Source organism: Pseudomonas parakoreensis (assembly GCF_021602155.1).
Lineage (GTDB): Bacteria > Pseudomonadota > Gammaproteobacteria > Pseudomonadales > Pseudomonadaceae > Aquipseudomonas > Aquipseudomonas parakoreensis.
In genome coordinates this window covers 93,788-107,031 of sequence record NZ_BQHY01000002.1, presented here as the reverse complement: position 1 = coordinate 107,031, position 13,244 = coordinate 93,788, and the positions used below count along the sequence as shown (strand labels likewise).

General features: G+C 62.0%; 9 protein-coding genes and 1 tRNA gene. 3 read left to right on the top strand and 7 right to left on the bottom strand.

Annotation, left to right across the window (positions count from 1 at the left end):
- Positions 1 to 71 precede the first annotated feature (71 nt).
- Positions 72 to 1,364, top strand: a complete 1,293-nt coding sequence (locus L6D63_RS03000; protein WP_131670462.1) for an OprD family porin — start codon at positions 72 to 74, stop codon at positions 1,362 to 1,364.
- Between the two features lie 248 nt (positions 1,365 to 1,612).
- On the opposite strand, the gene L6D63_RS02990 is transcribed toward L6D63_RS03000, so the two are convergent.
- The 7 genes from L6D63_RS02990 to fdnG all read right to left on the bottom strand — a co-directional run bounded on the left by L6D63_RS02990 (position 1,613) and on the right by fdnG (position 10,684).
- Positions 1,613 to 1,708 (bottom strand) — tRNA-Sec (locus tag L6D63_RS02990).
- 7 nt (positions 1,709 to 1,715) lie between these two features.
- A complete protein-coding gene (gene selB / locus L6D63_RS02985; RefSeq protein WP_047294513.1) occupies positions 1,716 to 3,632 on the bottom strand; it encodes a selenocysteine-specific translation elongation factor in 1,917 nt (638 codons plus the stop codon).
- Positions 3,629 to 5,041 carry an L-seryl-tRNA(Sec) selenium transferase gene (gene selA, locus L6D63_RS02980; RefSeq protein ID WP_131670463.1) on the bottom strand — a complete coding sequence of 471 codons (1,413 nt, stop codon included), beginning with the start codon at positions 5,039 to 5,041 and terminating at the stop codon, positions 3,629 to 3,631. The genes selB and selA overlap by 4 nt, the downstream gene beginning before the upstream one ends.
- A gap of 49 nt (positions 5,042 to 5,090) precedes the next feature.
- Positions 5,091 to 6,017 carry a formate dehydrogenase accessory protein FdhE gene (gene fdhE, locus L6D63_RS02975; protein WP_131670464.1) on the bottom strand — a complete coding sequence of 309 codons (927 nt, stop codon included), beginning with the start codon at positions 6,015 to 6,017 and terminating at the stop codon, positions 5,091 to 5,093.
- Positions 6,018 to 6,020: 3 nt separating this feature from the next.
- Entirely contained in the window at positions 6,021 to 6,686 is a 666-nt protein-coding gene (locus L6D63_RS02970; protein ID WP_131670465.1) for a formate dehydrogenase subunit gamma, read from the bottom strand.
- Complete coding sequence (gene fdxH / locus L6D63_RS02965) at positions 6,683 to 7,618, bottom strand: formate dehydrogenase subunit beta (protein ID WP_131670467.1); 936 nt, start codon at positions 7,616 to 7,618, stop codon at positions 6,683 to 6,685. The genes L6D63_RS02970 and fdxH overlap by 4 nt, the downstream gene beginning before the upstream one ends.
- Entirely contained in the window at positions 7,619 to 10,684 is a 3,066-nt protein-coding gene (fdnG, locus tag L6D63_RS02960) for a formate dehydrogenase-N subunit alpha (protein WP_143519843.1), read from the bottom strand.
- 320 nt (positions 10,685 to 11,004) lie between these two features.
- On the opposite strand from fdnG, the gene L6D63_RS02955 reads away from it, so the two are divergent.
- On the top strand, positions 11,005 to 12,159 hold the full coding sequence (locus L6D63_RS02955; protein WP_047294527.1) for a MalY/PatB family protein: 1,155 nt from the start codon (positions 11,005 to 11,007) through the stop codon (positions 12,157 to 12,159).
- A gap of 206 nt (positions 12,160 to 12,365) precedes the next feature.
- The gene (locus L6D63_RS02950; RefSeq protein WP_131670469.1) at positions 12,366 to 13,223 is read left to right on the top strand and encodes a glucose 1-dehydrogenase; all 858 of its coding nucleotides are present in this window, start codon (positions 12,366 to 12,368) and stop codon (positions 13,221 to 13,223) included.
- Positions 13,224 to 13,244: the final 21 nt, after the last annotated feature.

Genomic DNA, 13,244 nt, shown 5'->3' with positions numbered 1-13,244 from the left:
ACATCGGCTCAATCCGGCCCGGTTGATCGTGCCCATCATCGGAGACTTTCCCTGATTGTCGGTCTCTCTCGATGGCTCCCTCGACACCACGCTTTGCACTGTTGGCCCTGCTTTGTGCAGCGACCGACACTGTTTTCGCCAGCGACTTCTTCAACGACGCCAAAACCGAAGTGCTGAGCCGCAACTTCTTCCTGAGCAACGACTACCGCTCGCCCTCGCCCGCCGGCAAAAACTATAAGCAGGAGTGGGCCCAGGGTTTTATTGGCACGTTCACCTCTGGCTACACACCGGGCAGCGTCGGTTTTGGCATCGATGCCCACGCCCTTCTCGGCCTGAAACTCGACGGCGGCAAAGGTCATTCCGGCACCGGTCTGTTGCCGGTCGACAGCAGCGGTCGCAGTGAACAGAACTACTCCAGTGCTGGCGGCGCGTTCAAACTCAAGGTTTCGCGAACGACCCTCGCGTTCGGCGAGATGACCGTGGAAACCCCGGTGTTCGACACCTCGGACAAACGCCTGCAACCGGAATACGCCACAGGTTTGCTGTTGAACAGCCGTGAAGTCGACAACGTAAACTTCACGGCTGGCCACTTCACCGCGTTCAAGAATCAGGACAGTTCTTCAAGCCACGGCGACTTTTCCGGCTACGGCGCCACCACCGAGGCCGGCGGAATCAGTTTTCTCGGCGCGGATCTATACGGCGACAGCCCCGTCGGCGGTTCGCTGTACGCTTCGGAACTGACGGACACCTGGCATCAGTACTACGCCAATCTGCACTACAAACAGTCCGGCCTGCTGCTCGACGCCAACCTCTACCGGACCCGCGATACCGGCCGCGCGCTGGCCGGCGCCATCGATAACACGGCGTTCAGCCTGTCCGGCAAGTACAATTTCGGCCCGCACGCGGTCATGCTCGGCTGGCAACGCATCAATGGCGACACGCCGTTCGATTTCGTGGGCGGCGACTCGATCTACCTCGCCAACTCGATCAAATACGCCGACTTCAACGGCGCCGGCGAACGTTCCTGGCAAGCACGCTACGACCTCGACCTCGGCGCCTTCGGCATCCCCGGCCTGACCTTCATGACCCGATATGTTCGCGGCAGCCACATCGACGGTACCCACGCGCCCAAGGGCGGCGCGTACAACCCGTTCGATGCCGACACCGGCGACTATCAGCCGCAGCAAGGCGCTGGCGGCAAGCATTGGGAACGGGATATCGACCTGAAATACATCGTGCAATCGGGAGCGGCGAAGGATTTGTCGGTGCAGCTGTCGCATGTCTCGCACCGAGCGAATGAGGCACAGGCCGGCGATGATATCGACCGGATTTATGTGGTGATTCAGTATCCGTTGGGGCTTTGATGGCGAGTGGTTAAAACCAGACTCAGAGCCGACGTCGCCCTACGAATCCATCGACTGGAAAAACTACACGAAGCCACCGACAACGAAACCCTGCTGTACACGCCAGTCTGAAAACCCCAATCCCCTGTGGGAGCGAGCTTGCTCGCGAAAGCGCCCGATCAGTCGACACAGATGTTGAATGACGTACCGCATTCGCGAGCAAGCTCGCTCCCACAGGGGATTCAGTGCGTCGTGAATGCTGCGGTAATTGGCGGAAGGCAGCCGGAGTCGAACCTGCCCGGGAACGGATGCCGTCCCCAACCGGGTTTGAAGCCCGGCCGCGCCACCGGGCGCGATTGCCTTCCTTTGAACTCAGGGTGCGTCGGCACTGGCCAGCGCATTATCGTGGCGAATCACGCGGGATTCGCCAATGCGTCGGGTCAGGCCGACGCGGTCGAAGTATTCCAGGTACTGAATACAGCGTTTGCGTCCCAAGCCTAGCGCATCACGAAAAGTTGTCACCTGGATCTGCGGATTTTCCTGCTCCAGCTGCAACAGGACATCGGCCATGCGCCGCAGTTGCCCGGCAGGCAGAAACAGATCGCGCACCACTTGGTGCATCAGCCCCAGGCGCGCCAGTTTGCGCAGCAGCAGGCGCACCGCCGCGTCGTCTTCACCGAGCATTTTCGCAGCATCGCGCACCCACGGCGGATCGTAGCCGGCCTCTTCGAACAGCGGCTGCATGCGTTGCCACAGGGTTTCGTCTTCGGCATTCAAGCGCACCTGATGATCCGGCAGATGCAGCCATGGCCCGCTGGCGTTGATCGATCCGGCGCTGCGCAGCTCTTCCAGCAGACTGGCAAAGGTCGAGCGCTCCAGCGCCAGACCACTGAAGCGTCGCAGGCGATCGCGATCCGGTCCCATCTGGTCCGGTTCCAGCTCATGCAGTCTGGCCAACTGTTCCAACAGAATGAACTTCAATTGCCCCCAGCGCTGCACGTTGAACAGTACCGGGCCTTGGCGGGTATCGATCAGGCGCACGTTGGCCGGTAGCGTCCAGTCATCACGCTGGCGATTGAACTGGCGCTCCAGCCGTTGCGGATCGAGGCCGCCCGCGCTGTGGTCGAGCAGCAGTGGCAGCGCCTGCTCAAGACTGTCGCTGTCGGCCAGCGCTTGCAACTGCCCCAGCCGTTCCGGGCTGCGGCGCTGCCGGGCCGGGGCGAACGGATCGAGCACCTGACCGCCACCGAGGGTGCGTTGCGCGCTCTGGTCACGCAGAATAAGGCGGTCGCCCTTCACCGCGTGCACCGGCGCGTTGATCAGCAGTTGCGCGAACATGCGCTCACCGGCACGCAGACGCGGGCCTTCAAGCAATGCCACGCGAGCGATCACGTCCTGAGTGCCGAGGTGCACGTGCACCGGATGAAAGTGTTCGAACGTGCGCTCGCCGGGCAACAGTTGAAACTCAATGTCGACCCGTTGCGTCGGTGCGTGCAGCCATTCGGCCAGCAGCCATTGGCCGCGATGAATCTGCTCCAGGGTCAACCGGTCACCACTGATATTCAGCGCCACCCGTTGCCCGGCAAAGGCCTGTTCGGCGGTTTGACTCTGCGCGTGCAACCCGCGCACCCGCACCGCTTTACCGGATGGCCCGAGGGCGAGCTTATCGCCGACGCAAACGGCGCCCGACAACGCGGTGCCAGTCACCACAATCCCGGCGCCCGCCACGCTGAAGGCACGATCAATAGCCAGGCGAAAACCACCTTCGCGACTGCGCTCATGGACTTCGCTTTGAATTTGCAGCAAGTTCTGGCGCAGTTCATCGACACCCTGCCCGGTCACGCTCGACACCGTCAGCATCGGTGCCTCGGCAAACGGCCCGGTTTCCAGCAGGTCGAGTACCTGGCGTTCAACCTCTTCCACCCTGCCCGGTTCGACCCGGTCGCATTTGGTGATCGCCACCAGTGCCCGGGGAATGCCCAGCAACTGCACAATCGCCAGATGCTCACGGGTTTGCGGCATCACCCCGTCGTCCGCCGCCACCACCAGCAACACCAGATCGATGCCCTGCGCCCCGGCGAGCATGTTGTGGGTGAATTTCTCGTGGCCCGGTACATCGATGAACCCGGTCAGCCCGGCACCGGGTTTCAGCTCCGCGTAGAGATAACCGAGGTCGATGGTCATCCCGCGCTCGCGCTCCTGCGGGCGGCGGTCGCCGGTTTGCCCGGTCAGGGCTTGCAGCAAGGAAGTCTTGCCGTGGTCGATGTGCCCGGCGGTGCCGACGATCACGACTCGACCTGCAACTGCGGCAATTGCGCCAGCCACGCCGGTTCATCGTCGAGTTGGCGTAGATCGAGCCACAGCGCATCGTCGTCAATACGCCCGAGCACCGGGATCGGCAACCCGCGCAGCGCCGCTTCCAGATTCAGCAGACAACGCCCGCGCAAGCGTTTCGGCACTTGTGGACGCAGACACAGCGCGGCACTCGGCAGGCGCGCCACTGGTTGGCTGCCGCTGCCGATCATGCCCAAGGCCTGCACGGCGCTGACCTGCCAGGGTTCACCCAAGACGCCAGCCATCGCCGGTTGCAAACGGCAAGCCTGGGCGAGGATCTCGGCTTGCGGACGAGTCAACAGCCGCAAACCCGGCAGCCGTTCCGCGAGGCGATCCGGATCGCGATACAGGCCAAGCACAGCTTCCAGTGCGGCCAGGGTCAACTTGTCGACCCGCAAGGCGCGCTTCAACGGATTCTTTTTGATCTTCGCGATCAAGTCTTTGCGCCCGACAATCAACCCGGCCTGCGGCCCGCCGAGCAATTTGTCGCCACTGAAGGTAACGATGTCCGCGCCATCAAGCAGCGCCTGCCTTACTGTCGGCTCCGCTGGCAGGCCCCAGCGGGTCAGGTCGAGCAGACTGCCGCTGCCCAGGTCTTCCAGCAACGGCAAACCATGCCGATGGGCCAGTTCGGCCAGTTCGGCGGTGGGCACCCGGGCGGTAAAGCCTTCGATGCTGTAGTTGCTCGCATGCACGCGCATGATCAAGCCGCTGCGTGGGCTGATCGCGGCTTCGTAGTCGCGGGCGTGGGTGCGGTTGGTGGTGCCGACTTCATGCAGGCGCACGCCGGCGCGAGCCATGATGTCGGGGATGCGAAACGCGCCGCCGATCTCGATCAGTTCGCCGCGCGAGATAATGCCTTCCTTACGCGTGCCGAGGCTGTTGAGTGTCAGCAACACCGCAGCGGCATTGTTGTTGACCACGGTGACGGCTTCGGCGCCGGTCAGCTCGCGGATCAGGCCTTCGATCAGGTCGTCGCGATCACCGCGCTTGCCGGTCGCCAGATCGAATTCCAGATTGAGCGGATAGCGCGCGGCCATCTGCACCGCGTCGATGGCTTCTTCGGGCAACAACGCCCGGCCGAGGTTGGTGTGCAGTACCGTGCCGGTCAGGTTGAACACCCGCCGTACGTTGCTGCGCTGCTGCTGGGCCAGACGTTCGCCGACGCGACCGGCGAGCACGTCGGGGCTGATTTCAATCGCCGACAATTGGCCGTTCAATACGCTGGAACGCAACTCATCGAGCAACTGGCGCAAACCGGCCAGCAACGACTCACGCCCATAACGCTCGGCCAGCGGCAGACAGGCCGGGTGACGTAACAACCCATCAATGGACGGTAAACGCGGGGCCACACTTGCGGACATCAGCCACTCCCGAAAAAACAAGACTGTCCGGCGAGTGTAGACGTTCTGGTCATTCGTCTCCCGGCGCCAGCAACAGATTCGGTGCCAGACGCTGATAGCCGTCCTGCGCCAGACGCATGTCGAGCAGCAGGCTGGTGAGATCCGCCGACAGCGCTTCGCCTTCGGCATCGTTTTCCAGGTACACCAGCTTCAGGTAGCTGTTGCAGCCCGGGCACATCTCCGCCCGAATCGGCGCCTGATTGGCGGCGTGGCGATCATCCTCAAGGCTCAGGTAATCCAGCCCCTTGCTCGACTCGCAATACACGCACTTGACCCGCACCACATGCCATTCACAGGCGCACAGCGAACACACCAGATAACGCAGACCGTTGTGCTTGCCGCGATGGCGGATCACCCCGGCCATCGCCGGTGAGCCGCAACCCGGGCATTGGCTGAGGCTGTCGCCGGGTTTCAGTTGCAGGTTCGGTGCGCTGAGCAACCAGTGGCTCCACGCCGCTTGCAGCCCGGCGCCGAGAAACGGCACCAACTGCGCCGGCACCATCGAGTATTGACCGCTGACCAACGCCACCGCCCACGCACGCAACTGGCCGGCACTGGCGCTGCGCAGTGTAGCGAGCGCGTCGACTACGGCGGGTTGCTCGGGCGCCACGTAACGTTGCAATAAAGCATCCAGATAAGCCTGCCAAGCGTCTTCGCGCACCAGTGTGTCGGCGGCGAACGGCGGTAAACCATGTTGCTGACAGGCTTCGATCCTTTGCTGATCAAACGGTGCTGTCAGCGGCGGATCATCGAAAACCTGCTGCTGAGCCCGGCACAATCCGGCGATCAGTCGCAGGTAATCAGCCAGCGGATGCCCATGAGCCAATTGCTCCAGACGCTGGGCGCGCAAAGTGAACAGGTTGTGCGGCGGCAGGTGCAGAAACGGCGGCGAACTGGCCGCCGCTTCGATTTCCCCGGGTTCAAGAATGGTTGGCAAAAGTCAGCCCTTTTTGGTCATCGGTCGCTCCGGGATGTCCGGATTGCGTTCATTACGGGTGATGTCGCGATACCAGAGTTCATGGTGTTTCCTGGCCCAGGCGCGGCTGACCCAGCCATGCAGCATCGCGTCCACCGAACCTTTGATCCACAGCCCGGCGTAGATGTGAATGATGATGCTGAGGATCAGCACAAACCCGGCCAGCGCATGCAGGAGCATGGCCCAGCGAATCGCGGTGATGCCGAAATACGCGCTGAAATACGCACGCCAGATCACCAGCCCGGTGAACAGCAAGCCGAGCATGCACAGCAGTAAAGTCCAGAACAGCAGCTTCTGCCCGGCGTTGTATTTGCCCACCGGCGGCACGCTTCCTTCATCGTTGACCAGCACCCGGTCGATGCGGCGCAGCCACTTCCCGTCGTTGTCGATGAAGAAGTTCGCGCGCCAGAAACGGAACACCAGGCCGAGGAACAACACGAACATCAGCACGCCCATGAACGGGTGCAGAATCCGCGTCCACGGTCCGCCGCCGAACAGGTGGGTCAGCCAGAACATCGACGGATGAAACAATGCCAGCCCCGACAGCCCGGCCATGAAGAACAGAATCGCTACCAGCCAGTGATTGGTGCGCTGGTTGGCGGTGTAGCGCAGGATCGTCTTGTTGCTCATGGCCGGTCCTCCCCGCGTGGGTCGAAGGTGTGCACCGCCGGATCGACAACGTGCACCGAGGTATCAGGTGGCGTCGGATGTTCATCCTCCTCGACGCGATTCGGCCCGATACGCACGTAGTGGAAGAACCCGGCCAGCACCGCTGCGCCCATTGCCAGCAAGCCCAGCGGTTTGCTGATGCCTTTCCACAAGCCCACCAGCGGACTGATGGCCGGTGCATCCGGCAACCCGGCGTAGATCTTCGGCGTGTCGGCGTGATGCAACACGTACATCACATGAGTGCCGCCGACGCCTTCCGGGTCGTACAGCCCGGCGTTGTCGAAGCCACGGCTTTTCAGGTCGACGATGCGTTCGGCAGCGTGCTCCTTCATGTCTTCCTTGCTGCCGAAGACGATGGCGCCGGTCGGGCAGGTTTTCACACAGGCCGGCTCCAGCCCTACCGCCACCCGATCCGAACACAAGGTGCATTTGTAGGCCTTGTGATCTTTCTGCGAGATGCGCGGAATGTTGAACGGGCAACCGGTGATGCAATAACCGCAACCGATGCAATGATCCTGATCGAAATCGACGATGCCGTTGGCGTGCTTGATGATCGCCCCGGGACTTGGGCAGGCCGCCAGGCAACCCGGCTCGGCGCAATGCATGCAGCCGTCCTTGCGGATCAGCCACTCCAGGTTACCGGCGTCGGTTTCGTGTTCGGTGAAGCGCATCAAGGTCCAGGTTTCTGCGCTCAGGTCCTGCGGGTTGTCGTAGGTGCCGTGGTTGTGGCCGACCTCGTCGCGCAGCTCGTTCCATTCCGAGCAGGCGACCTGGCAGGCCTTGCAGCCAATGCATTTGGTGGTGTCGATCAGCTTGGCCACCGCCTCCTGATTCCTCACCGAGGGCGGCACCGTGGTGGTGGCCGAGCGGGCAATGATGTCTTGGCTGGCCATTTACAGTTTCTCCACGTTGACCAGGAATGACTTGGATTCCGGGGTCTGTGTGTTGCCATCGCCGAGGAACGGCACCAGGGTGTTGGTCAGGTAACCGTGACGCGTCTGACCGGTGAATCCCCAGTGCAGCGGGATGCCGATCTGATGCACCACCTGGCCGTTGACCTGCAGCGGCCGGATGCGTTTGGTCACCACCGCCACCGCCTCGATGAACCCGCGCTTGCAACTGACCCGCACCCGGTCTCCGGCGGCGATGCCCTTCTCCTTCGCCAGCACTTCGCCGATTTCGACGAACTGCTCGGGCTGGGCAATCGCATTCAACTTGCAATGCTTGCTCCAGAAGTGAAAGTGTTCGGTCAGCCGGTAACTGGTGCCGGCGTACGGGAAGTCCTTGGCTTCGCCGAGGCTTTCCCAGACCGAGTCGAAGATCCGCGCCGCCGGGTTGCTGGTGGCTTTCTTGTTCTGCGGGTGCAGCGGGTTGATGCCGATGGGCGTTTCGAACGGCTCGTAGTGCTCGGGAAATGGCCCCTCGTTCATCTTGTCGACGGCGAAGAACCGCGCCACGCCTTCGGGGTTCATGATGAACGGGTTCATTCCGGCTTCCGGCGGCACATCGGCCTTGTAGTCCGGGACATCGGTGCCGCCCCAAGCCTTGCCGTTCCACCACACCAGACGTTTTTTCGGATCCCACGGTTTGCCCGCGACGTCTGCCGAAGCGCGGTTGTAGAGAATCCGCCGGTTGGCCGGCCACGCCCAGGCCCAGCCCTGATGCTGTTGCATGCCATACGGGTCGGCGTTGTCACGCCGGGCCATCTGGTTGCCAGCCTCGGTCCAGCTGCCGGCGAAGATCCAGCAACCGGACGCGGTACTGCCGTCATCCTTGAGCAAGCCGAACCCGGCCAGTTGCGAACCGGCCTTGACCGTCGCGCCACTGGCATCGGTGAAGTCAGCCATGGCGCTGCCGTTGATTTCCTTCGCCAGTTCTTCCGGCGAGGGTTCATCGGCGATCTTGTACGGCCACGACAGTTTCAGCAGCGGATCGGGGAATTTGCCGCCCTCGGCCTGATAACGCTTGCGCAGGCGCAGGAACAGTTCGCTCATGATGCGAATGTCAGTTCGCGCTTCGCCGGGGCCGTCGGCGCCCTTCCAGTGCCATTGCAGCCAGCGGCTGCTGTTGACCAGCGAGCCGTCCTCCTCGGCGAAGCAAGTGGTGGGCAGGCGAATCACTTCGGTCTGGATCTCCACGCTTTTCACGTCGTTGTACGGCCCGACGTTGTGCCAGAACTCCGAGGTTTCGGTGGCCAGCGGATCCATCACCACCAGCCACTTGAGTTTGGCCAGTGCACCCATGACCCGGTTCTTGTCCGGCAACGCGGCGATGGGGTTGAAGCCTTGGCACATGTAGCCGTTGACCTTGCCCTGGCTCATCAGGTCGAACATTTTCAGCACGTCGTAGTTGGGAATGTCGAGTTTCGGCAAATGGTCATAGAGCCAATTGTTCTCGACGGTGGCGTTGGCGCCGTACCACGCCTTCATCAGGCTGACGTGGAACTTGCTGTAGTTCTGCCAGTAAGACAGTTGCCCCGGACGCAGCGGCATTTGTGTGCGCTTTTTGATGAAGGCGTTGTAGTCCTGCTCGGCATCGCCGCCCAGGGTCAGATAGCCCGGCAGTGCGTTGGACAACAACCCGAGGTCGGTCAGGCCTTGAATGTTCGAGTGGCCGCGCAAGGCATTCACCCCGCCGCCCGGCATGCCGACGTTGCCCAGCAGCAATTGCACCATCGCCGCGCTGCGGATGATCTGCGCGCCAATCGAGTGTTGCGTCCAGCCGAGGGCGTAGAGAATGGTCATGGTCTTGCCCGGGATCGAGCAAGTGGCGATTTCTTCCCAGATCTTTTTCATCGCCTCGACCGGCATCCCACAGATCTGGCTCGCCAGATCAATGTTGTAGCGGCTGTAATGCTGCTTCATCAATTGATAGACACAGCGCGGGTCCTGCAGGGTCGGGTCGACCTTGACGAAGCCGTCCTCGCCCAGCTCGTAACCCCAGCCGGATTTGTCGGTGTAGCTGCGCTTGGCCGCGTCATAGCCGCTGAAGAGGCCGTCTTCGAAGCTGAACCCGGCTTTGACGATGAACGAAACGTCGGTGTAGTTGCGCACGTACTCGTGCTGAATCTTGTCCTCGGTCAGCAAGTAATTGATCAACCCGCCCATGAAGGCGATGTCGGTACCGGTGCGGATTGGCGCGTAATAGTCGGCCACCGAAGCGGTCCGGGTAAAACGCGGGTCGACCACGATCAGCCGGGCAGCGTTGTGCGCTTTGGCCTCGGTCACCCATTTGAAGCCGCACGGATGCGCTTCTGCTGCGTTGCCACCCATCACCAGGATCAGATTCGCGTTGGCGATATCGGTCCAGGTATTGGTCATGGCACCACGGCCGTACGTCGGGGCAAGACTTGCCACCGTCGGGCCGTGTCAGACACGCGCCTGGTTATCGAACCCCAGCATGCCGAGACTGCGAATCACCTTCTGGGTGATGTAGCCCGCTTCGTTGGACGCTGCCGACGCCGCGAGGAACCCGGTGGAGACCCAACGGTTCACCGTTTGCCCGTTGGCATTTTTCTCGATGAAGTTGGCGTCGCGGTCGGCCTTCATCAGGTCGGCGATACGATCGAGCGCTTCATCCCAACTGATCCGCGTCCATTCGCTGCTGCCGGGTTTGCGCACCTGCGGGTATTGCAAGCGGCCGGGGCTGTGAATGAAGTCCAGCAGGCCCGCGCCTTTTGGACACAGGGTGCCGCGGTTGACCGGGTGGTCGGCGTCGCCCTCGATATGGATGATATTTTGCGCGACGTTCTTCGCGGCATCGCCCTGGCTGTACATGATCAACCCGCAACCGACCGAGCAATACGGGCAGGTGTTGCGGGTTTCATGAGTGTGGGCAAGCTTGAAGTGACGCACCTGCTCGGCGAAGGCCTGCGTCGGGGCCATGCCCAACGCGCCCAGGCTAGAGCCTGCAAGGCCGATACCGGCGACCTTGAAGAATTGACGACGGCTGAGATCCATCGTGCACTCCTGATCAGGTGGAACCCGGTACTTGAGCCGGGCTTTTTCTGGACAAACACGGTTACGGCAGAATGGCTGCCGGCTATTTCACTGTAGACAATGACCACATGCTCTGTGTGAAAACCGACCGTCGGCCGTTTGTCGGTCTATTGGCCAATGAACGCAAAACCCTGTGGAAGCTGGCTTGCCAGCGAAAGCGGTGGATCAGTCAACACTAATAGCGACAGTGACGACGCCATCGCTGGCAAGCCAGCTCCCACAGGGGTCGCGTTGGGCTTAGAATGGCGCCCAGAACCAACCCCGCCTTCACGAGACCGCGCATGACTTTCGATTTTGATCAGGTATTCGACCGCCACGATACCGGCAGCACCAAATGGAGCCGCTACCCGGCCGACGTCTTGCCGATGTGGGTCGCTGATATGGATTTCGCCGCGCCGCCGGTGATCATCGAGGCATTGCAACAACGCCTGTTGCACCCGCTGGTGGGCTACAGCGTGGCGCAGGACAATCTGCGTGAAGCCATCGTCGCCGACCTGTGGAACAAGTTCGCCTGGCAGGTCAAACCGCAGGAGCTGATCTTTCTGCCGGGCGTTGAATCCGGTTTCAACATGGCTTTGAAAGCCCTCGTGCAGCCGCAGCAGAACGTCGTGGTGCAAGTGCCGAACTATCCGCCGTTGCGTCACGCGCCGGGGCATTGGGGGCTGAACAAGGTCGAGCTGGAATTCGTCGCCCAGGCCGGGGGTACCTACGCCACTCCGCTGGATGCGTTGAGTCAGTCCCTGGCCAATGGCGGTGCGCTGCTCCTGAGCAACCCGCACAACCCGATCGGCAAGGTGTTCAGCGCCCAAGAGCTGACGGATATCGCCGACATCTGCCTGGCGCATGACGCCTGGATCATCTCCGACGAGATCCACGCCGAGCTGTGCTTCGACGGCCGCGTGCACGTTCCGACCGCCTCCCTGAGCCCGGAAATCGCCAAGCGCACCATCACCCTGATGTCGGCCAGCAAGGCCTACAACATTGCCGGCCTCAAGACCTCGTTCATGATCATCCAGGACGCCGCCCTGCGCGAGCGCGTCAACCACGCCCGTTGCGGCATGGTCGACAGCGTCAACCCGCTGGGCATGGAAGCCACCCGCGTCGCCTACAGCGAAGGTGCGCCGTGGCTGGCCGAACTGAAAACCTATCTGCAGGCCAATCGTGACTGGCTGGTGGATGCGGTGCGCAGCCGCTTGCCGGGCGTGACCCTCAATGTGCCGCAAGGGACCTATCTGGCGTGGCTCGATTGCTCGGCGCTGGACCTGGACAACCCGCAGCAGTTTTTCCTCGAACAGGCCAAAGTCGGCCTCAGCGCCGGACTGGATTTCGGTGATCAGCACCAACAGTTCGTGCGCCTGAACTTCGGCTGCCCGCGGTCACTTCTCGAAGAAGGCATCCGCCGCATGGAGCATGCCCTGACCCAGCGCAATACCTGAAAACACCGCCTCCCCTGTAGGAGCTGTCGCAGGCTGCGATCTTTTGATCTTGTTTTAAAAAACCAAAGTCAAAAGATCGCAGCCTGCGGCAGCTCCTACAGGGGGTTTGTGTTTGCTGTTGGTGTGCAGCGCAAATCCGATCGAACTCACGGCAAACCGTCCGGGTCAACCGCCCATACCTGCCCTGAGAACCTCGGAGATTTGTGATGACCGATTACCCAAAACCACCCTTCCCCAAACAAGCTCAAGCCGTGCCGGGCTTGCAAAGCAACATGCAGCCCTACCCCGATTGTGGCGAGCAGACCTACGTCGGTTCCGGGCGGCTCGCCGGCAAGATTGCGCTGATCACCGGCGCCGACAGCGGCATCGGCCGTGCGGTGGCGATTGCCTTCGCCCGTGAAGGCGCCGATGTCGTCGTGGCCTATCTGAATGAACATGACGACGCCAAAGAGACTGCGCGCTGGGTCGAACAGGCGGGCCGCCAGTGTCTGCTGTTGTCCGGCGACCTCGCGCACAAGGCCCATTGCCAGGAACTGGTGGACAAGACCGTTGAGCGCTTCGGGCGCATCGACATTCTGGTCAACAACGCCGCGTTCCAGATGACCCACGAAACCTTCGAAGAAATCCCCGATGACGAATGGGTGATGACCTTCGATGTCAACATCACCGCGATTTTCCGCCTGTGCCAGGCGGCGATCAAACACATGCGCCCCGGCGCCTCGATCATCAACACCAGCTCGATCAACTCGGACATGCCCAAACCAACCCTGCTGGCCTACGCCACCACCAAAGGCGCGATTGCCAACTTCACCGGCGGTCTGGCGCAGATCCTCGGCCCGAAACAAATCCGCGTGAACTGCGTGGCCCCCGGACCAATCTGGACGCCGCTGATCGTCTCGACCATGCCCGATGAAGAAGTGCAGAACTTCGGTGGCAACACCCCGCTTGGCCGACCGGGGCAGCCGGTGGAAGTGGCGCCGATTTACGTGCTGCTGGCCTCGGATGAAGCCAGTTACATCACCGGGCAGCGCTATGGCGTCACCGGCGGCAAGCCGATGCTCTGAGCGGCGCAAGAAAAAACTGAA

Excerpts from the sequence above, each read along its gene's own strand:
- L6D63_RS03000 (WP_131670462.1), top strand. The coding sequence starts at position 72 with ATGGCTCCCTCGACACCACGCTTTGCACTGTTGGCCCTGCTTTGTGCA.
- selA (WP_131670463.1), bottom strand. The coding sequence starts at position 5,041 with ATGTCCGCAAGTGTGGCCCCGCGTTTACCGTCCATTGATGGGTTGTTA.
- L6D63_RS02970 (WP_131670465.1), bottom strand. The coding sequence starts at position 6,686 with ATGAGCAACAAGACGATCCTGCGCTACACCGCCAACCAGCGCACCAAT.
- fdxH (WP_131670467.1), bottom strand. The coding sequence starts at position 7,618 with ATGGCCAGCCAAGACATCATTGCCCGCTCGGCCACCACCACGGTGCCG.
- L6D63_RS02955 (WP_047294527.1), top strand. The coding sequence starts at position 11,005 with ATGACTTTCGATTTTGATCAGGTATTCGACCGCCACGATACCGGCAGC.
- L6D63_RS02950 (WP_131670469.1), top strand. The coding sequence starts at position 12,366 with ATGACCGATTACCCAAAACCACCCTTCCCCAAACAAGCTCAAGCCGTG.